Annotated in this window: 20 protein-coding genes and 1 pseudogene; 15 read left to right on the forward strand and 6 right to left on the reverse strand. The window is 37.2% G+C overall.

Annotated features, from left to right (window positions below; genetic code table 11):
- Positions 1-63: 63 nt before the first annotated feature.
- The 6 genes and pseudogenes from MZO21_RS08305 (at position 64) to MZO21_RS08330 (ending at position 4,178) form a co-directional block, all read left to right on the forward strand.
- Positions 64-864: an enoyl-CoA hydratase gene (locus tag MZO21_RS08305; RefSeq protein WP_154773611.1), complete on the forward strand. Its 801-nt coding sequence runs from the start codon at positions 64-66 to the stop codon at positions 862-864.
- 63 nt (positions 865-927) lie between these two features.
- Positions 928-1,680 (forward strand): nitroreductase family protein, encoded by a 753-nt coding sequence (locus tag MZO21_RS08310; RefSeq protein WP_154773612.1) that lies wholly within the window; start codon positions 928-930, stop codon positions 1,678-1,680.
- 226 nt (positions 1,681-1,906) lie between these two features.
- Positions 1,907-2,212, forward strand: coding sequence for an IS630 transposase-related protein (locus MZO21_RS08315; protein ID WP_087547287.1), 306 nt, complete (start codon positions 1,907-1,909; stop codon positions 2,210-2,212).
- A gap of 47 nt (positions 2,213-2,259) precedes the next feature.
- Positions 2,260-2,745: a transposase gene (locus MZO21_RS08320; protein ID WP_227557093.1), complete on the forward strand. Its 486-nt coding sequence runs from the start codon at positions 2,260-2,262 to the stop codon at positions 2,743-2,745.
- Positions 2,746-2,749: 4 nt separating this feature from the next.
- Positions 2,750-3,064, forward strand: a pseudogene (locus tag MZO21_RS08325) (tripartite tricarboxylate transporter permease); the annotation flags it as partial.
- Between the two features lie 67 nt (positions 3,065-3,131).
- Positions 3,132-4,178 carry an AbrB family transcriptional regulator gene (locus MZO21_RS08330; protein WP_154772763.1) on the forward strand — a complete coding sequence of 349 codons (1,047 nt, stop codon included), beginning with the start codon at positions 3,132-3,134 and terminating at the stop codon, positions 4,176-4,178.
- 2 nt (positions 4,179-4,180) lie between these two features.
- Here MZO21_RS08330 and MZO21_RS08335 read toward each other — a convergent pair whose 3' ends face one another.
- The gene (locus MZO21_RS08335) at positions 4,181-4,495 is read right to left on the reverse strand and encodes an NGG1p interacting factor NIF3 (RefSeq protein WP_154772770.1); all 315 of its coding nucleotides are present in this window, start codon (positions 4,493-4,495) and stop codon (positions 4,181-4,183) included.
- A 20-nt stretch (positions 4,496-4,515) separates the two neighbouring features.
- A complete protein-coding gene (locus MZO21_RS08340) occupies positions 4,516-5,394 on the reverse strand; it encodes a LysR family transcriptional regulator (RefSeq protein WP_154772762.1) in 879 nt (292 codons plus the stop codon).
- Positions 5,395-5,547: 153 nt separating this feature from the next.
- Between MZO21_RS08340 and MZO21_RS08345 the strand changes: the two genes are divergently transcribed.
- The gene (locus tag MZO21_RS08345) at positions 5,548-7,290 is read left to right on the forward strand and encodes an FAD-dependent oxidoreductase (protein WP_154772761.1); all 1,743 of its coding nucleotides are present in this window, start codon (positions 5,548-5,550) and stop codon (positions 7,288-7,290) included.
- 103 nt (positions 7,291-7,393) lie between these two features.
- On the opposite strand, the gene MZO21_RS15100 is transcribed toward MZO21_RS08345, so the two are convergent.
- The 3 genes from MZO21_RS15100 to MZO21_RS08355 all read right to left on the reverse strand — a co-directional run bounded on the left by MZO21_RS15100 (position 7,394) and on the right by MZO21_RS08355 (position 12,914).
- On the reverse strand, positions 7,394-7,522 hold the full coding sequence (locus MZO21_RS15100; protein ID WP_266095563.1) for a KGW motif small protein: 129 nt from the start codon (positions 7,520-7,522) through the stop codon (positions 7,394-7,396).
- Positions 7,523-7,742: 220 nt separating this feature from the next.
- Positions 7,743-11,579 carry a phosphoribosylformylglycinamidine synthase gene (gene purL, locus MZO21_RS08350; RefSeq protein ID WP_248102428.1) on the reverse strand — a complete coding sequence of 1,279 codons (3,837 nt, stop codon included), beginning with the start codon at positions 11,577-11,579 and terminating at the stop codon, positions 7,743-7,745.
- Between the two features lie 312 nt (positions 11,580-11,891).
- Positions 11,892-12,914, reverse strand: a complete 1,023-nt coding sequence (locus MZO21_RS08355) for a M20/M25/M40 family metallo-hydrolase (protein ID WP_248102425.1) — start codon at positions 12,912-12,914, stop codon at positions 11,892-11,894.
- 187 nt (positions 12,915-13,101) lie between these two features.
- Here MZO21_RS08355 and MZO21_RS08360 point away from each other — a divergent pair, with 187 nt between their 5' ends.
- From MZO21_RS08360 to ruvB, 3 genes are all read left to right on the forward strand, one after another.
- A complete protein-coding gene (locus tag MZO21_RS08360; protein ID WP_154772759.1) occupies positions 13,102-14,442 on the forward strand; it encodes a deoxyguanosinetriphosphate triphosphohydrolase in 1,341 nt (446 codons plus the stop codon).
- Between the two features lie 124 nt (positions 14,443-14,566).
- Complete coding sequence (gene ruvA / locus MZO21_RS08365) at positions 14,567-15,169, forward strand: Holliday junction branch migration protein RuvA (RefSeq protein ID WP_154772758.1); 603 nt, start codon at positions 14,567-14,569, stop codon at positions 15,167-15,169.
- Between the two features lie 28 nt (positions 15,170-15,197).
- A complete protein-coding gene (ruvB, locus tag MZO21_RS08370) occupies positions 15,198-16,205 on the forward strand; it encodes a Holliday junction branch migration DNA helicase RuvB (RefSeq protein ID WP_154772757.1) in 1,008 nt (335 codons plus the stop codon).
- 14 nt (positions 16,206-16,219) lie between these two features.
- On the opposite strand, the gene MZO21_RS08375 is transcribed toward ruvB, so the two are convergent.
- Positions 16,220-16,927 (reverse strand): hypothetical protein, encoded by a 708-nt coding sequence (locus MZO21_RS08375; RefSeq protein WP_248102423.1) that lies wholly within the window; start codon positions 16,925-16,927, stop codon positions 16,220-16,222.
- Positions 16,928-17,220: 293 nt separating this feature from the next.
- Between MZO21_RS08375 and MZO21_RS08380 the strand changes: the two genes are divergently transcribed.
- From MZO21_RS08380 to tolA, 5 genes are all read left to right on the forward strand, one after another.
- The gene (locus MZO21_RS08380) at positions 17,221-17,607 is read left to right on the forward strand and encodes a hypothetical protein (protein ID WP_154772755.1); all 387 of its coding nucleotides are present in this window, start codon (positions 17,221-17,223) and stop codon (positions 17,605-17,607) included.
- Between the two features lie 343 nt (positions 17,608-17,950).
- Positions 17,951-18,358 (forward strand): tol-pal system-associated acyl-CoA thioesterase, encoded by a 408-nt coding sequence (gene ybgC / locus MZO21_RS08385; protein WP_154772754.1) that lies wholly within the window; start codon positions 17,951-17,953, stop codon positions 18,356-18,358.
- 26 nt (positions 18,359-18,384) lie between these two features.
- Complete coding sequence (tolQ, locus tag MZO21_RS08390; protein WP_154772753.1) at positions 18,385-19,083, forward strand: protein TolQ; 699 nt, start codon at positions 18,385-18,387, stop codon at positions 19,081-19,083.
- Positions 19,083-19,535: a protein TolR gene (gene tolR, locus MZO21_RS08395; RefSeq protein ID WP_154772752.1), complete on the forward strand. Its 453-nt coding sequence runs from the start codon at positions 19,083-19,085 to the stop codon at positions 19,533-19,535. Before tolQ ends, tolR begins: the two co-directional genes overlap by 1 nt.
- A 3-nt stretch (positions 19,536-19,538) precedes the next feature.
- Positions 19,539-20,759, forward strand: a complete 1,221-nt coding sequence (tolA, locus tag MZO21_RS08400; protein ID WP_248129631.1) for a cell envelope integrity protein TolA — start codon at positions 19,539-19,541, stop codon at positions 20,757-20,759.
- Positions 20,760-20,863: the final 104 nt, after the last annotated feature.

Below are 20,863 nucleotides of genomic sequence, written 5' to 3' on the forward strand. Positions count from 1 at the left end.
TATTTAAAATATGCGACATAATGAGCGATAAAATTAAATTAAGTTTAAAGCAAGGATAGTACGATGACACTCAGTTGTATTCAACAGCCTCATCAACATTTAAATGCCACTTTAGAAAATGGTGTACTGACTTTAGCCATTAACCGCCCAGAAGCAAAGAATGCTGTTTACGGCGAATTATATTTAAAAATTGCCGAAGCTTTAGATCAAGCAGATTTAGATAATGCTGTTCGTGTTGTTGTTTTACGTGGTCAAGATGCCGACTTTAGCGCTGGCAACGACATGCAAGATTTTATGAGATTTATTCAATCTCCACTACAAGGTAAAGCAGGCGATGCTCCTCCTTTTGTAGTATTAAAATCTGCTGCTCGTTTTTCTAAACCTTTAATTGCTGCTGTTCGTGGTGTAGCTATTGGTATTGGTGTGACTATCCTTTTACATGCAGACCTTGTTTATAGCGATAATACTGCCCTATTCCAAATTCCTTTTGTAAGCTTAGGTTTATCGCCTGAAGGCGCTTCAAGTAAATTACTGATTCAACAAGCGGGCTATCATAAAGCTGCCGAATTATTGTTTACAGCGCAGAAATTTAATAGCGAAAAAGCAGTAAATGCAGGCATTGTAAATAGCATTGAAGAAGATGTTTATGCAACAGCTCAAAAGCAAGCACAAACATTAGCAGCATTACCATTAGCTTCTTTACGTCAAACAAAAGCTCTTATGAAACATAATTTAGAAGAAATTGTAGGTTGTATTGATCATGAAGCTGAAATTTTCATGCAACGTGTTTCATCACCTGAAATGAAAGAGGCGGTTGCTGCATTTATGCAAAAGCGCAAACCAGATTTTTCTCAATTTAATTAATCTTTTCATGCACCAAAGGTTTATGCTTGAGGTGCATTTTTTGTTGAGTGATGTTTAAAACTTATGTCTAATACTGAAAAGAAACGCTATTACGAAGCTGCCCCACAAGATATTGATGTTGATAACTTCCGTAAAGTTGTAGAAAGTCGACGTTCTGTGCGTAAATTTACAGACAGGCCAATTCCTGAAGATGTATTAAATGCATGTTTAGATTTAGCTTTACTTGCACCTAACTCATCAAACTTGCAACCTTGGACTTTTTACGTTGTTCAAGATGCAGCAAAGAAAAAGCAAATTGTTAAAGCATGTTTGGGGCAACTTGCTGCAAAAACTGCATCTGAACTTATTGTTTGTGTTGCACGTACAGACCGTATAGATGAAATGGCAAAACGTAATATTAACGAGTTCCCATTGCCTGAAGTTCCTGCAATGGTGAAAAAATATTACACGTTTATTCCCTACAACTATAAGACTGGTTACTTTAATTCACTAGGTAACTTTAAGAAAGTAGCTTTCAAATTAGCACGTACTTTAGATAAACAATTACCTGTTACAGCATTTAGTACAGATGATGCAAAACTTTGGGCAACTAAAACAACTGCTTTAGCTTGTGAAAACTTAGTTCTCGCTTTACGTGCTTATGGCTTTGACAGTTGCATGATGGAAGGCTTCGATGAGCCTTTAGTTGCTAAAACGCTAAAACTAAACCATCAGCAATATCCTATTATGGTTATTGGCGCTGGTGAACGTGCGGATGATGGCGTCTTCTTCCCGCAATATCGTTTTGACAGAAGCTTGTTTATTCAAAAAGTCTAAATTAAAAGACCTATAATTAAAAAATATAGGTCTTTTTTTATGCTCAATTTAACTTAACTATTTTAAATGATTTTTCATTTTTCTAGAAAATAATGGGGTTTTCTAGATTAAATTTATTCACTCAAGTCAAAACCACTTCTGATTAAAATTAAAACAAAATAAAATTTATTTTTCACTTATTTTTTGTTCTATAGCCAAATCCTAAAAACTATAGAACAATAGAGATATGGGATATTCAAAAGATTTTAAAGACAAAGTCATAGAAATTATGATTCGAGATGAAATGTCTGTGCGAAAAGCAGCACAGCATTTTAACATCTGTATACAGACAATTCAGAACTGGAAAAAGTCCACTACAAACAAACCTATTCCTGGCCGTCCAGCTAAAATTAGCAGAGAGCAAATATTGAAGGATGTTGAACAATATCCTGATGATTATCAGTATGAGCGAGCTGAACGTTTAGGAGTAAGCACTCATGCGGTATTTAATGCGTTACATGCCGCAGGAATATCGCGTAAAAAAAGACGTTAAAGCATCCTAAAGCAGATCAAAATCAACGTCAGCAATTTCAAAATCTCATAGAGTGTTTAGAAGGGAAATTGCCTCTGATTTACATAGATGAAAGTGGTTTTCAAAGTGAAAGTACCAGAACTCATAGTTATAGCCTTCAAGGAACACGTGCTGAAGGTAAATTTAACTGGCAGTTGAAGAATTGCAGTAATGTGATCGGTGCAATCATTGAAAATAGATTGCTGACAGTTGGTGTGTTTAATTGTTCAGTGAACACAGAAGTATTTGAATGTTGGATTGAACAGGATTTATTACCTAAGTTGAAAGAAAGCAGTGTTTTGATTATGGACAATGCGACCTTTCACAAAGGGAAAAGACTTCAGGAGTTGGTACGTTGTGCGGGCCATTACATTGTGTGGCTTCCTAGATATAGTCCAGATTTAAATCCAATAGAAAATATGTGGTCGCGAGTCAAGGCGATTCGAAATAAGTTTAGAGTTAAAGATATTGATAAATTATTTAAAGATTACTGTAATGATTTATTTAGTATTTAGCTATATTGCAACGGTTAGCTTTGTTGGTGTTTACGCCATTCACAGCACAGTATTCGACCTTGTATTAATGGTGGTATTAGGTATTTTCGGTTACTTCTTAAGAAAAATGAACTTCCCACTTTCTGCTTTAATTCTAGGTTTCGTACTTGGCGAACTCATGGAATCTAGCTTAAGACGTGCACTTTCTATTTCTCATGGTGATCTGTCTATTTTATTCAACGGATCTATTACAAAAGTACTTTGGATTCTTGTGGGTTTAATGATTGTATTACCATTATTCCGCTATTTCCGTAACCGTCGTAACGCGACTTCAGCTTAATTAAAAATGAGTATCAATATACAAACTGTATGTTGATACTCCTCTTTAAACTGCGTATAAAAACTACATGCTTTATTTCAAATATTTCTATAGTTTTTGTTTTGCCCTTTGTGGTGCATTTATAGCACAACAACTCAACTTGCCTATTCCTTGGCTCCTTGGCCCTTTATTTGTAACTGCACTTTTAAAAATCAACAATGTACCTATCGAGTGTCATAAATCTGCACGTCAAATTGGTTTACTCATTATTGGTTTATCTTTAGGTTTATACTTCACACCAGAAATGATTCATGTGGTTTTAAGCCACTGGGCAGTACTTATTTCGGGTTTAGTTTTTGCCTTGTTTTTAGGTGCACTTAGCGCATGTATTATTTATAAATGGGGAAATGTAGACTTTAAAACAGCTTGGTTTGCATCTGCTGTGGGTGGTGCAAATGAAATGTCTAACTTAGCAGAGCAATATTCCGCACGTGTAGATAAAGTTGCTTCTACACATGCTTTACGTGTAATGCTCGTTGTTGTGTTTATTCCATTTTTTTATAAATTTATGGGATGGCACGGTACAAATACATCTGCTATTTCAAGCATTCCTGTAAATTGGTTCAATTTTCTTATTCTATTTGCCTTATGTTTATTGGGCTGTTTTATTTTCAAAAAGTTTAAACTTCCAAACCCTTGGACTTTTGGCCCCTTACTTGTTGCTGTTCTTTTAACTGCCAATAGCATTCAATTATCTTCTATTCCACCATCAATTTTGCATTTAGGTCAGGTATTTTTAGGATGGTCATTGGGCAATAAATTTAGTCAGAGTTTTTTCAGAACTGCACCACGTTATATGTCTGTTGTCGCTTTTGCCAATGTATTAAGTATTTTATTCGCCTTTATATGCGCCTATGTTTTATTGTTTTTTGTAGATATTCCATTACCTACTTTAATTTTAGGTTTAGCGCCAGGCGGTGTTGCAGAAATGACACTTACTGCCAAAATTTTACATTTAGGCGTACCAATGGTAACTGCATTTCATGTGGTTAGAATGATTGGTGTAATGAGTACAGTCGGACCTTTATACAACTACATTCAAAAGAAATTTAAGCTAAAAATAGATACTGAATAAAACTAATTTATTTCTATAATTTGTAAAAATTCAAAGGCAGGCTCTTCGTAGGGATGGCTTGCTTTTAGGGCCTTAGCTACCGCAGATGCTTTTTCTTCAGGCACAATGGTTTCTACTCGCCATTCAGGTAATTGTTCCAACTTATTAAGTTCACCAATAAACGGATTTGCACATTTTACGGGTTTAAATTGCCCTGTTCCTAGCACTTGCCAAGCACAATGTTCGTAGTTACCTAAACCACCTGCCCCTGCTTCGAAAATAGCAAGTTTGGTAGATTCAAGGTGAGATTCTGGAACAAAATAAATCAGTTTGAACATCATATTTTCTTTACCACCTTTTACTCTTCGACTTTTGTTAAGGCACGATGAAGCATATTTAATGCAACATTATTTGATGACCGTGAATAACTAGCATATAAACCCAATTGGGGTAAAGAAATATCAGTTGGAATAATTTTCACAGTATCATTTAAAAATTTCAATAAATATTCGGGAACAAAACTCAATCCCATTCCCATATTAATGAGGTTTAAATGCTGCATCACATTTGTTACCCAAAGTATTTGATCGTGTCGTAGCTGATCAAAAACAATCAATGCGTTCAATGCATCATAAAAAACTGGAGAGGAATTTTGTTCACACATAATAATGGTATGATTTTTCAATTCTTGTAATTTTAACTCACGATCAGACGGATGCAGACTCGATGCACCTACTAAATAAATTTGCTCTTTAAGCACCTGAATATTTTCAAAATTTTCATGCTTTAATTCGTATCGTGTAAAGCTTACATCCAATTCTGCATTTTTCAGCTTTTGAATTTGCTCTGTACAAGTCAAACTATGTAAATGTATTTTTAAATTCGGCATATTCAGTTTAAGTTGCTGCAAAATACTTGGCATTACCTTTAATTCAGCCACATTTAAAAACCCAATATGAATTTGATTGTTTTTTGCCTGTGCAACTTGTCTAGCCGCAGCAACTGCTTGTTTTGCATTTTCTAAAGCTGCTTCAGCATAGGTTAAAAATGCATGTCCCTCATCGGTCAGCAAAACATTTCGTGCTGAACGTTCAAATAATTGAACACCTACTTCTTGTTCTAAATCTTTAATTTGCTGACTTAACGAAGGTTGAGCGGTAAATAATTTTGCTGCTGCTTTGGTAAAGCTCTGCTCTTGAGCCACCATCATAAAATAGCGTAAATGTCGCAACTCCATGCCTAACTCTCCCAAATAACTATATGATTTAAACATGCAGTCAAAATACCAATGCATGTATAGTTTAAATCAATACACATACAACTCTAAAGTACATTTCCCTAAACTGAGCACAATTTCAAATGTGCTTTTACTATAAATGAGGAGTTTAGGATGCCCCAACATTACGACACAGATGTACTAATTATTGGTACAGGTCCTGCAGGTGCAACCTTAGGTTTAGCCTTAGCCAATTATGGCATTAAAGTTCAATTATTTACCCAATTTAGTTGGCTAGCTAATAGTCCACGCGCACATATTACCAATCAACGTGCGATGGAAGTTTTACGAGATTTAGGTATTGAAGAACAAGTCAAAGAAATTGCCACTCCTTGGGATCAAATGGGTGAAAGCTTAATCACCACAAGTTTAGTTGGTGAAGAAATTGCACGTATGAGTGCTTGGGGCACAGGTGATGAGCGTCACGGCGATTATATTAAAGGAAGTCCTTGTCCATTAGTGGATTTGATACAACCTAAAATGGAAGCATTATTGGTTAAAAATGCAGGTGAACGTGGTGCAATTTTTAACTTTAATACTGAATATCTATCCCATGAGCAAGATGAACATGGGGTTACAGCCACATTTTTAAATCACATTACCAACACTGAATTTCATTTACGTGCAAAATATTTAGTGGGGATGGATGGTGCGCGCTCTAAAGTGCTTGAACAGCTTGAACTCCCGCTTGAAGGTGTGATGGCACGTGCAGGTACAGTATATGTGACGTTTAAAGCTGATTTGTCGCAGTATGTAAAAAATCGACCTGCCATTTTGCAATGGATAGTCAATCCTGAAGCGAGCTTTGGTGATCTTGGCATGGGCTTACTACGTGCTATCACCCCTTGGAATGAATGGATTATGGGTTGGGGTTTCGATATTTCAAAAGGTGAACCACAAGTTACAGAGGAACAAGTTCGTGCACGTCTTAATGCTTTTGTTGGTGCAGAAATACAAGATGTAGAAATACAAAAGTTATCTTATTGGTATGTAAACCAAACTTGGGCGACAGAGTACTCAAAAGGTCGAGTATTTTGTGGTGGTGATGCCGTACACCGTCATCCACCATCAAGTGGTTTAGGTTCAAATACCTGTATGCAAGATGCATTTAACTTAGGTTGGAAATTGGCTTATGCTCTTAAAGGGTGGGCTCAAACATCATTATTAGATTCTTATACGGATGAGCGTGCACCTGTAGGTAAACAAATTGTAGCGCGTGCTAACCAGTCACGTTTTGATTATAAGCATTTAAAAGAAGTTTTTGGCTTTGATCAAGGCGTTACCACCCAAGCACAGATGATGGAACGTATTTTTGCTGAAAATGAACAAGGTGCAGAAATTCGTCAAAAACTGTATAAAGCTCTAGAAATTAAAAACTTTGAGTTTAATGCTCAAGGTGTTGAACTAAACCAACGTTATAGTTCAAGTGCCATCATTAATGAATCACAACCTGAAATCTTTGAAAAAGATGAACAATTATACTTACAAGCAACAACACGTCCGGGTGCCAAAGTACCTCATACATGGTTAATTGATTCCAATGGAAATAAACTATCGACTTTAGATATTACAGGTCATGGACGTTTTACTTTACTGACTGGCCTTTCAGGCAAAGGTTGGAAACAAGCAGTTGAAGCATTGAATTTACCATATTTAGATGTCATTCAAATTGGTTCACGAAATTACCGTGATGTATATGGTACTTGGAATACAAAATCTGAAGTTCATGAATCGGGTGCTGTATTAGTACGTCCAGATGGTTATGTCGCTTGGCGTTATCAAGATAGTACCAACAATGCTTTTGATTATGAAAATACCTTAAAAGCTATTTTGAAACAAATTCAACTTGAAATTTAAATAAAAACTCAAGACCACCTAAAGGTGGTCTTGAGTTTTACAAAAATAAAATAGACTATCTATAACAAGAAAATGATTGCTCAATAATAACTAACAACCAAGTTTAGAAACTATTCAATATATAACTTGCACTTAGTAATACGGTCTGAATAACAATAACAGCTCCGAATAATTTCCAACCTTTTTGCTTAAACTCAGCCTTATTATCCATAATTTTAAAAGTTTTCGTCATGACATCACCTCATACCTGAGTGTTGATACTGAAATTGTTTAGTTATCCATCTTTCTTTTATATTGCGACTAAAATGTGCATAAATCACACAAATACTTATTCACTACCATATAAAAGCAAAATCTAAACCAAGTCCAGTGGGAGAATTAAAAAAAGAAATTTAAATTGAAACAAAATAAAAAAGCCACCCGAAGGTGGCTTTTTAAAAACTTAATTAAAATTAGCCAATAAACTTACGTGCATTACGGAACATACGTAACCAAGCACCGTCTTGATCCCAATCTTCAGGTTTCCAAGAGTGCTGAACTGCACGGAAGTTACGTTCTGGATGAGGCATCATAATCGTTGCACGACCATCTGTAGATGTCACACCTGAAATCGCTTCAGGAGAACCGTTCGGGTTCATTGGGTAATGTTGAGTTGGGTTACCTTGGCTATCTACATAACGCAAGATCACTTGATTACCAGCATTTAATGCAGCAATGCTAGATTCAGGTGCAACCACACGACCTTCACCATGTGCAACAGCGATTGGTAAAATCGAACCTTCCATACCTTGTAACAATACTGAATTCGATTTTTCAACGCGAACGTTTACAGCACGAGCTTCAAACATTTCAGATTCGTTGCGGTGGAAACGTGGCCAGTTATCTGCACCCGGAATGAGTGGTGCAAGTTGTGACAACATTTGACAGCCGTTACAAATACCTAAAGAGAACGTTTCGTCACGGTTGAAGAACTTCTCGAATTGATCACGAAGTTTAGGGTTGAACAATACAGATTTAGCCCAACCACCGCCTGCGCCCAATACGTCACCGTAAGAGAAACCACCACAAGCTACTAATCCTTCGAAATCATCTAGGCTAATACGACCTGCAAGTAAGTCGCTCATGTGAACGTCAACAGTGCTGAAGCCCACTTTATCGAATGCAGCAGCCATTTCTACATGACCGTTTACGCCTTGTTCACGTAAAATCATCATGTTTGGACGGCGTGAATTGATATACGGTGCTTCAATTTCTTCGTTCAAATCAAATGTAGGTTTTGCAATTAAACCTGCGTGAGATTTATCTGTAATTAAAGCAAATTCTTCTTCCGCAGTTTTTACGTTGTCACGTAAACGTTGGATTTGGTAAGACACTTCAGTCCAAGCAACTTGTAAATCTGCACGGTCAAGGCTTAAACCATTCACAGTTAACGTATCTGTATTGTTTACAGTACCTACAACTGCAATGGCATCTTTCAATGTAGAGGCTGCAACTTCTGCTTCTAATGCTGCCCAATCTGCTTTAGAAATTTGTAATACCGCACCAATTTCTTCTGCAAATAATGATGCAACTGATTGATCTTCAAGCGCTACACCTAAGCGTGAAGCAAACATCATTTCTGCAACAGTCGCAACTAAACCACCATCACCAATGTCATGGTAAGCCTTAATCAAACCACGGTTGTTCCAGTCTTGCACCAATGCAAAGAATGCTTTGAAATCGTCAAAGCTATCTACGTCTGGAGTTACAGAACCAATTGCTTTATAAACTTGAGCTAAAATCGAACCGCCTAAACGGAACTGACCTTTAGATAAATCGATACGTACAAGTACAGATTCAATATCTTTAAGTTCAGGTGTTAATGTTTTACGAACATCTGTTACAGGTGCAAATGCTGTAATTACACCTGTCATAGGAGATGTTACAGATTTATCTTCGCCTTCATCATTCCAAGTGGTACGCATAGATAAAGAATCTTTACCTACAGGAATTGCGATACCCAAAGCAGGACACATTTCCATACCAATGGCTTTTACGCCTTCGAATAATGCTTGGTCTTCACCCGGTTGACCTGCTGCAGCCATCCAGTTCGCAGACAATTTAATGTCGCTAATTTGGTCAATTTTTGCAGACATGATGTTGGTAATAGATTCAGCTACAGACAAACGTGCAGATGCAGCAGGATTTAACAATGCAACTGGAGGACGTTCGCCCATTGCCATTGCTTCACCTGTGTAACCCACTAAGCTTGTTGTTGTAACAGCAGCGTCCGCTACAGGAACTTGCCACTTACCAACAAACTGATCACGTGCAACCATACCTGTAATAGAACGGTCACCAATAGTGATTAAGAACGATTTAGATGCAACTGTTGGGTTCTTAATAACGCGATAAATCGCATCTTTAAGATCAGTAACTTTAGCAGCATCAAAGTCATCGCCTTTACGTTCAATTGTTTCGTATGAACGGCTCATGCGAGGTGTACCACCAAGCATAACTTGCATAGGCATATCTACAGCTTTATTACCAAATAATGGATCTTCAACTGTTAAATGACGTGCTTCTGTTGCTTCACCTAATACAGCAAACGGGCAACGCTCACGTTCACAAATAGATTCAAACAATTCAAGTGATGATGGACGAATTGCAAGTACATAACGTTCTTGTGCTTCGTTTGACCAAATCTCCATTGGAGACATGCCAGGTTCTAAAGATGGAATCTTACGAAGATCAAGTACAGCACCTAATTCATGGTCATTTACAAGTTCAGGCATTGCATTTGATACACCGCCCGCACCTACATCATGCACAGACACGATTGGGTTGTAATCTTCCATGCGCCAGCAAGTATCAATCACTTCTTGACAACGACGTTCCATTTCTGGGTTTTCACGTTGTACAGAAGCGAAGTCTAGGTTTTCACCCAATTTACCGCTATCTACAGAAGAAGCTGCACCACCGCCTAAACCGATCAGCATTGCAGGACCACCAAGAACGATTAACAAATCGCCTGGTTGAATTGCATCTTTTTCTACATGATCAGGACGGATGTTACCGTAACCGCCAGCAATCATAATTGGCTTATGGAAGCCTTTTACATCGCCATTTACATTTTGTTCGAATGTACGGAAGTAACCATTTAACGCAGGACGACCAAATTCGTTGTTAAATGCTGCACCACCTAAAGGACCATCAATCATGATCTGAAGTGGAGAAGCCATACGAGATGGTTTACCGTAGTTTTCTTCCCAAGGTTGTTCAAAACCAGGAATGTTTAAGTTAGAAACCGTAAAGCCTGTTAAACCAGCTTTTGGCTTACCACCACGACCTGTTGCGCCTTCATCACGGATTTCACCGCCTGAACCTGTCGCAGCACCAGCAAAAGGTGCAATTGCAGTCGGATGGTTATGTGTTTCTACTTTCATAAGAATATGAGCAGCTTGGCTCTTATACTTATAAACGTGTTGACCCGTTTCAGCATCTTGTTTTGGATAGAAGCGCTGAGTATCGAAGCCCACAATTACAGAAGCGTTGTCTTTATATGCCGACAATACATCTGTAGGAGATTCTTTATAGGTGTTCTTAATCATTTGGAACAATGACAATGGTTGTACTTCACCATCAATTGTCCATTCAGAACCAAAGATTTTGTGACGGCAATGCTCAGAGTTCGCTTGCGCAAACATCATCAATTCGATGTCATGCGGGTTACGACCCATTTTAATGAAAGCGTCAGTTAAATAATCGATTTCTTCATCTGAAAGTGCAAAACCAAACTCAGAATTTGCTTTAACTAAAGCTGCTTTACCTTCACCCAAAATATCAATTGAGTTTAAAGGTTTTGGTTCAGTTTCAGAGAATAATGCAGCAGCATCTTCAATTTTATTGAATACACTTTCTGTCATGCGATCATGTAATGCCAAAATTACGTCTTTAGAAACGTCTTTTAGACCTTTCAACGTAAACAAAACACCGCGTTCAAGGCGGTGTATTGGCGTATTACAGTTGGCAAAAATATCAGTCGCTTTAGAAGACCACGGAGAAATTGTACCCACGCGTGGTGTAACTAATATTTGAACTTCATCACTTGCAGCTTGGCGTAGTTCAAAAGATTGACCATCGTTTAGTAGCTGTAAAGCAGATTGCTGTTGTTGCTCATTCAGCGCTTGGTCAAATAGATAAACCCATTGGCTTTCTATAGATTGAACAGAACTAATTGAAGATAGACGTGTTAATAGTTGCGTTTTCTTAAAAGAAGAGTGTGCTGATGCACCGGCCACGATAAACATGCTGATTTTGGCTCCACGGGCAGGTCTTTTGAACCTTGCCACAATGTGACTTGAAGAGAGCGCATATTCTACTGTGTATTGGCTAAATCGGCTAGATGCTAATAGATATTTATCAGGTGAAATTTTGCAACAAATTCAAAGAATTTCTTAGTTTTCAAATAAAATTTTTGAATGCCCTTTGATTTTACTCAACAAAAAGCTTGTATCTAAATAATTCTAAAGGAAGTTCTACACATTATTTAATTCTTCATGAGAATTTGATTTCTCTTCAAAGCGAAAACAATGCGTAAAACTTTCTTTAAAATAGATGATTTATTGAATATTTTTTAATAAATACACAACTGCATCACCTGCAAGCTGTAAAGATTTTGGATCGACCTGTTCAATTGTGTCACATGCTTTGTGATAACACGGCGCAAATTCTAATTCGTCACCATTCATTTTTTCATTGAACATAATAATAGAGGTAACAGGTACTTTACCTAAAAATGGTGCAGTATCACTTGCTGTTAAAGTAGATACATCTTTTTTCAATGTTACTTTTTTATCTTTAAAAAATGCCGATAACATATTTTCTAAAGCAATATCACCTGCATGTGTTGGAACACTGCGCATACCATCTAAAAGTGGTTTGTAATCACTTTCTGCCATACCACGTTCTTTCAGCATTTTTTCCATATCATCTACAGAAGACTTAGTTGCATCTGCAATCATGACATCAGGGTTTTTTGTACCTACCATATCTACATTAATATACGCCTTAATGCCTTTAAGTTGCTCTGGGCTCAACTTTTTCACGTAATCTTGTGAGCCTGCAATACCTGTTTCTTCAGAATCCCAAAATGCCAAGACAATAGTATGTTTAGGCTGAGTTCTTTCTGCTTTTAGCTGATGCATTAAATCTAAAAGTAAAGCAACGCCCGAAGCATTATCATTAATACCTGGTCCCATTTTTACAGAATCATAATGTGCGCCAATTAATACAACCGATTCATTAGTTTGACCTGCAATTTCCACAAAAATATTTTGACCTACAACTTTTTCACGGTTTTCAAATGGCAACATTTGCGCCTGTAAACCTGCTTTTTTAGCTTCATCTATAATATATTTTGCAGAAGCCAAACCACCTTTTGTACCTACAGCTCGGTTCCCACCATTGTCTTTTGCAATTTTTTCAAAAGCTTGTAAATGCTGCATCATATTAGCAGCGTTCAATTGCACAGAAGCAGATTCAACACTTGGTGTTTTAGCTTGATTAAATTGAATAGATTGACATCCCCCAAGTACAAACATTGAAGACAAAACACATGCAGTTAGAATTTTAGGCACAAACATGCAATAGGCTCTTTAGGTTATTTATCTTTAGTTTATCTTAGTTTTATTCAGCCACTGTAGCTGTTCAGTTTTGTAATTTAACCAAGCTCTAAAGTTAAAATAATAAGACAAGCTATGTCGTTTTCCTCTAGAGCTTTAGCCTATTTTTTGGCATGATGATAAACAAGACAAGAGCGAATAACGATAAATGACTCAAATGAGATGGTTAGACCTACTTTCAACAGTTCGTTTAGGTAGCAAAAAACAAAGTACAGAACAAGCACGAAGCCCGTTTCATAAAGACTATGACCGCATTATATTTTCGCAAAGTTTTAGACAACTCAATAGAAAAACTCAAGTACATCCGCTCACTCAGCACGATGGTATTCACACACGCTTAACGCATTCTCTAGAAGTGTCTTGTATTGGACGCTCATTGGGTATGCTTGCAGCCGAAAAAATAAAAGATGAACTTCCACCTTGGATTAGCCCTGCCGATGTGGGTGCAATTATTCAAGCAGCCTGTTTAGCACATGATATTGGCAACCCTCCTTTTGGACATGCAGGTGAATATGCCATTCGTGAATGGTTTGATGATGCATCACATACAGATTTCTTAAAAGATTTAAGTCCCGAACAAGAAGCCGATGTTCGTCAATTTGAAGGCAATGCACAAGGTTTACGCCTACTTACGAAAATTGACTATCACCCTAATGATGGCGGTATGCGTTTAACCTACGCAACTTTAGGGGCTTATTTAAAATATCCTTGGCTGTCTAAAACCATTACATCTCAAGGGAATATTCCTGCAAGCAAGCGTGCTAAATTTGGTTGTTATCAATCTGAAAAAGAAATATTGGTACAAATTGCAGAACAACTTGGCTTAATTCAATTGGGTGAATATCACTATTGCCGTCATCCACTCACCTATTTATTAGAAGCTGCAGATGATATTTGCTACGCCTTAATTGACCTAGAAGACGGCATTATTTTAAATATGCTGACTTATGAAGAAGTTGAACCTATTTTCTTAGACTTAATTGGCGAATATGGAACACCTGAAGAACTTGCAATGAGCACTACTACATGGCAACAAAAAATTGCGGCTTTACGTGGTCGTGTAATGAAGCGTCTTGTAGAAGAAGTAAGTACCGCTTTTGCACGAAAACATGGTGAAATTTTAGCTGGTCAGCTTACAGGAAGTTTATTGCAATATTGTTCACCAGATATTGAAGATGGAATTAATAGAGCAAAAGACTTGGCACGCAATAAAATTTTTGAACATCCACAAAAAGCGGGTTTAGAAATTATTGCACACCAAAGTTTGCAACATATTTTAGATGCATTTATTCCTCTAACTACGCCAAATAAAACACTCAGTTTTAAAGAACAAAGATTGTTTACTATATTGGCGCGTGCAGGCACTCATTTTTCAGATGACCACTATGACAATATTATGCAAGTGCTCGATTTAATTTCGAAATTTTCAGATCATCAAGCTTATAACCTAGCCCAAGAACTACAAGGTAATAAAGCAGGTTTAATGTAAAAACAGAAATTCTCTAAACCTAACTGTGTTTGGATAGAATATCTGCAAATAACAAGTAGGAACTTTTGCCTTTAAAAGCAATCACCTCTACTATTGAGCAATCAACAAATAAGTGAAAACAAAGATGATCGGATGTTTAATTGGTGAAGTTTTAGCATTAGAAGCACCAACAGTTGTACTGAATGTAAATGGAATTGGTTATGAAATTGACACGCCACTTTCTACATTTTGCCAATTACAGAAAGGTCAAAAAGCCACTATTTGGACGCATTTAGCTGTTCGTGAAGATGCTCAACTTCTTTATGGCTTTTTAGATGCACGTGAAAAAACCATTTTTCGTACATTACTTAAAGTAAATGGCGTTGGTCCTAAAATGGCGCTCGCAATTTTATCTACTTTAAGTGTAGAAATGCTCATTCACACGGTTGAACATGAAGATATAAACACACTTGTAAAAGTTCCGGGTGTAGGCAAAAAAACAGCGGAACGTTTGATGATTGAATTACGTGACCGCTTTAAAACCATGTCTACAAATAGTCAGCCGACAAATTCAACTGTAGAACAAATTCAATTTACAGGTAATTCTGCTGTTGCAGAAGCTGAAGCCGCTTTACAATCTTTAGGCTACAAGCCACTTGAAGCGCAAAAGCTGATTAATGCGGTTAAAGGTGATTACACAGAAGCAGGCGAAATTATCCGTGCTGCACTAAAATCAATGAATAGATAATTAGCCGATTAGAGAAGACTCAGAATATATGCAAGACCGTATTATTAGTGGCTCTGAAAAACCTGAAGATCATTTTGATCGTGCCATTCGACCAACCTCACTCGATGACTATATTGGTCAACCCGTTGTACGCGAACAAATGGAAATTTTCATTGGCGCAGCACGTGGACGTGGTGAGGCACTCGATCACACGCTTATTTTTGGACCACCGGGTTTAGGTAAAACCACTCTTGCCAATATTATTGCCCGTGAAATGGGGGGTAACTTAAAGTCTACTTCTGGCCCTGTTCTTGAACGTGCAGGCGATTTGGCAGCCATGCTGACCAACTTAGAAGAAGGTGATGTTTTATTTATTGATGAAATTCACCGTCTTTCACCTGTAATTGAAGAAATTCTTTACCCTGCAATGGAAGATTACCAACTCGATATTATGATTGGTGAAGGTCCTGCTGCACGTTCTATTAAATTAGATTTACCGCCATTTACTTTAGTAGCTGCAACCACGCGAGCAGGCTTACTCACCTCTCCGCTTCGTGACCGTTTTGGTATTGTTCAGCGTTTAGAGTTTTATTCAGTTGAAGATTTAACACACATTGTTTCTCGTTCTGCAAACTTGATGGATGTGCCAATGACAGACGATGGTGCAAAAGAAATCGCCCGTCGTGCGCGTGGTACGCCTCGTATTGCAAACCGTTTATTACGTCGTGTTCGTGATTACGCACAAGTAAAAGGTACAGGCGAAGTAACCCAAGAAATGGCGCAACTTGCCTTAGATATGTTGAAAGTCGATAAAGATGGTTTAGATACTTTAGACCGTCGTTATTTAAGTATGTTGCTAGAGCGTTTTGATGGCGGGCCTGCGGGTGTTGAAGCTTTAGCTGCGGCTATGGCGGAAGATTCGGGTACGCTTGAAGATGTAATTGAGCCTTATTTAATTCAGCAAGGTTATGTAATGCGTACCGCACGTGGTCGTATTGCAACAAATATGGCGTATTTACAGTTTGGTTTAACACCGCCAGAACCTAAAGATAAATGATTTAAAAAAGCAGCTTAGGCTGCTTTTATCTCACTAATACTATGAGTTATCACAATCTCTAATTTCTTTTGAATTTGAAGATTTAATTTTATAAGATCCACCCATTGTTCATTAGTCATATTTTGCTCACGGGTCCAATTACTAGAAATATCAGTTAATTGGCTATAAAATTGTTTCAAATCCGAATCTACATCCTCTTTCATTAACAAATTAGTTTTTAAGTCTAATCTAATTTTAAATATTCTTTTATTAATAGCACCAATGCCTAATCGAATCGCTTTAATAGTATCTATATCACACCCCTTAAAACTTTTCGAACAATAAACTCTAAGCTCGTTCAAAATTTCAAAAACCTCACAATCCAAGCTAGCTACCTCATTAGCAAACCCAGATACCCAATTTTGCATAAATTTCTTCTTATATCCTAAATTTTTTAATTTATATTGAGCTTCAATAATATCTGCATTCACTTGTCTATTTAGTATTGCTGCTTCCTTAATATCATTACTGACCGTCCTAAAAGACATTTCCGTTAATTTAAAACTTTTCCGACCATACCAAATTACAATAATTGTGGCTGAAATCCCCAATATAAAAGCAACTACCATCGCGATAACAAAAGACCAAATTGCTGTTGTATCTGTCGAATGCTGTAAGTCCAAATGTACCATTTGATCTGTCGGCTGTTGTAAAACTACAGCTTGCGTATTTTGTTGTGTCACATTTTTCTCAATATTATTTTCCCCACAGCCAACCTACAAAACCAAACAAACAAAATCAATCACCTACAACAACTAAATCTGTGTTCCTACCGAAAACATAAAATAATTCGGGCTTGTTACAAAAAACGGTTTGATCATTTTTTAATCTAAAGGTATTCTCTATAATGTGCTTTAAATCACACTTAAAATCATAAGCACAAAACAAATAAAACTAAAATGCAAATAAACGAACAAAGTAAACAATAAGTAAAAATGAATGACTTACTGCATTCAAATAAAAATAGGATACGGTTATGAAAAATATAATTACTGTAATTTGTGTCAGTATTTTCCCCACATTACTTTGGGCGAATACATCATCTTGGCAATGTAAAAACACTATTAATGAAGTTAAATGCAAAAATAAAACTTGCCATTCAGGTGCGGTTTTAGATTCTTCTTTCAAAGTTTCTATTCAAGACCACTCAAAAGTAAAAGTATGCACTCAAAATAAATGCTGGAATGGTCAAGCTGTTTCTCAAAAAAAATCTCACCATGCCTTATATACAATTAAACAATTTGGTTGGACAACCCAAAATAATCCAAATGCAGAATATACATTGGGCGTAAACCACAACACTAATAGCTTATATCTTCAAGGTGAAAACCAAGCGCATCCGCTTCAATGCCAACTTGTATAAATTAGGCACCGATTCATTTTTTAGTAAAATAGGTAATGGATTTTTTATCCATTTAAATGTCTATGTATGCTTTAGAATAAAAAAATTGAACGTGAAATATCATCATAATAAAAATTAAAATCATAAAATTTTGAATCTTTTAAATATGTCTAACTCAACTGAAATAGTCCTTTGAGGAATGGTGTAAGTTTGAAACCTTGTGCCATAGGACAAAAAAGTCATTATGATAAAATTCTCAGCCTGCAAAACACGGCTTTTATCAAATATTTTCGTAATAGATTAAGTTAAAATTTGAAGCAAAAGCCCCTCTATACAATTTGAAATAAATAAGTGGAATACCAAAATGGCGAATAAATTCGAATTCAACATTCGTGTGTATATTGAAGATACTGATGCTGGTGGCATTGTTTACCACGCAAATCATATTCGCTTTATGGAACGTACTCGTACAGAATGGCTTCGTGCTTCTGGTGTAGATCATTATTGGCACCAGAAAGATTACAACTTTGTTGTGCACAAAATTAGCTTAAAATATTCACGTCCAATTCTTATGGATGATTTAATAACAGTCACTGCAAGTGTTGTTTCTTGTAAAGCTTCATCTTTTGTGTTGCAACAGAATATTTATCGTGGTGAAATTATGCTTGCATCTGGTGAAGTAGAATTGGCATGTATTAATGCAGATATGCGACCAACTCGCCTACCAGAAGAAATTCGTGAACTAATTCTAAAAGAATTGGAACAAGACTAAAAAAAATTAATTGGCTCAATGTAATTATGGCAACACAAATAGAATCTACCTTGCACGTTTCTGATTTAATTCTCCAAGCAAGTCCAGTTGTACAAATAATTATGCTTATGCTTCTTTTAGCATCTTTATTTAGCTGGTACTTAATTGCCAAATTACATATGAGCTATAAAAAAGCCCAAGCTGAAGATGATCATTTTCAAAAAATCTTTTGGTCTGGTGCTGAATTAAATACACTTTATAACAATGCTCAGCTCAACTCTAAACGTGTTGGCTTAGAAGATATTTTTTATCAAGGTTTAGGTGAGTTCCTTAAACTTAAAAAACGCAATGCATCTCAAAACCAAACCATTGAAGGCACAGAACGTATTTTACGTGTTGGCTTAAGCCGTGACCAAGGTCATTTAGAACAAGGTATTGGTACGCTTGCGAGTATTGGCTCTGTTGCACCTTATATTGGTTTATTTGGTACAGTTTGGGGCATTATGAATGCCTTTATTGGTCTTGCAGATGTAGACCAAGTGACACTTGCGACTGTAGCTCCTGGTATTGCAGAAGCTCTTATTGCAACAGCAATTGGTCTTTTTGCCGCAATTCCTGCTGTACTGGCATTTAACCATTTCACAGCAAAAGGCGAATCTATTTATTCAGATCGTGCTTTATTTGCTGAAGAAATGATTGCTCTATTACAACGTCAATCTTTAGATTCAAATCAGGATCAAAAATAATGGCGATTCAACGTTCAGGACGTTTCGAGCGTATCAAAAAACCACTAAAAAGTGACATGAACGTCGTACCCTATATTGACGTTATGCTTGTGCTTTTGGTGATTTTTATGGTGACTGCACCCATGATCACCAGTGGTATTAAAGTCGATTTACCAGAGGCAAATAGCACGCCTATGGAATCTAAAGATGCGCCTGCTATTGTCAGCTTAGATAAAGATGGTCAATATTTCTTACAATATAAAGATCAAAAAGCAGATCAACCATTAGCACTAGCAGAACTTACCGCTATTTTAAGTGATGCACAACAAACAGCAAAAACTGAAAATAAAGAACTTAATGTGGTGATTGAAGGTGAAAAAACACGTTCATATGGTGAAGTAATGTCACTGATGAACAGTCTTCAAGAAGCAGGTCTTACTCAGGTAGGTTTACTTACAGAGCCTTTAAAATAATTTATGAAAGATTTCAACAAGCCTCCTTTCAAACAGAATTCAATTGCAATAGGCTTCACACTAGGTGTGCATGTTATTGCAATTATAGGCTTGCTTTATTTGGGCATGAGCAAAGCACCAGAACCACCAAAGCAAATCAAAACTGTTTTAATAAAGCCTGAAGATTTAACTCGTGAAGTAACCGAGTTTGAAGAAACTGCGCATACCAATGTAAAAGAAGAAATTACTCAGACAGCTGAACCAAGTGTTAATGCTCCTGTTATACCGACTGCACCACCAGTAGATACTCAAAAAGCCAAACAAGAATTACAAAAAGTAGAAGAAAAAGCGACTGAAGATGCAAAAGCCAAAGCAGCAAATGATGCTAAAGCGAAAGCTGCTGCTGACGAAAAAGCTAAAGCTGCGAATGATGCTAAGGTGAAAGCTGCTGCCGATGCGAAAGCCGAAGCTGCGAATCATGCTAAGGCGAAAGCTGCTGCCGATGCAAAAACTAAAGCAGCGAATGATGCTAAGGTGAAAGCTGCTGCCGATGCAAAAGCTAAAGCAGCGAATGATGCTAAGGTGAAAGCTGCTGCCGATGCAAAAGCTAAAGCAGCAAATGATGCTAAAGCCAAAGCTGCTGGCGATGCAAAAGCCAATGCAGCAAATGACGCTAAAGCTAAAGCCGCTACGGATGCAAAAGCCAAAGCAGCAAATGACGCTAAAGCTAAAGCCGCTACGGATGCAAAAGCCAAAGCAGCAAATGACGCTAAAGCTAAAGCCGCTACGGATGCAAAAGCCAAAGCAGCGAATGATGCTAAGGCGAAAGCTGCTGCCGATGCAAAAGCCAAAGCCGACGCTGATGCTAAGGCGAAAGCTGCTGCTGATGCGAAAGCCAAAGCCGACGCTGATGCCAAAGCGTCAGCTGCAAATAAAGCCGCTGAAGAAGCAGCAACTAAAAAGGCTGAAGCAAAACGTATTGCATCATCTGCGAAAAGAGATTTTACCAACAAAATTGAAAGAGCTTGGAATACTCCTTCAGGTTCTTCTGGTAAAAAAGCATCTGCACGTGTCACATTGAGTGATAGTGGCGCAGTACTTTCAGTAGTTGTAAATGCATCTGACCCAGATATGAAAGCGAGTATTGAAGCTGCAGTTCGCTCTGCTGCGCCATACCCTATGCCTTCAGACCCAGATGCACGACGTGAGGCAAGATCATTTACCTCAAGTTTTACATCTAAATAGTGTCTTGATTCACATTAAATAAAGCCATAAAGTTGAACTATGGCTTTATTACATAAATATTTTTTTATTTTTTGCTAATTTTTCAGACGGTTTCATACACTTTT

Source organism: Acinetobacter portensis (assembly GCF_023158935.1).
GTDB lineage: Bacteria > Pseudomonadota > Gammaproteobacteria > Pseudomonadales > Moraxellaceae > Acinetobacter > Acinetobacter faecalis.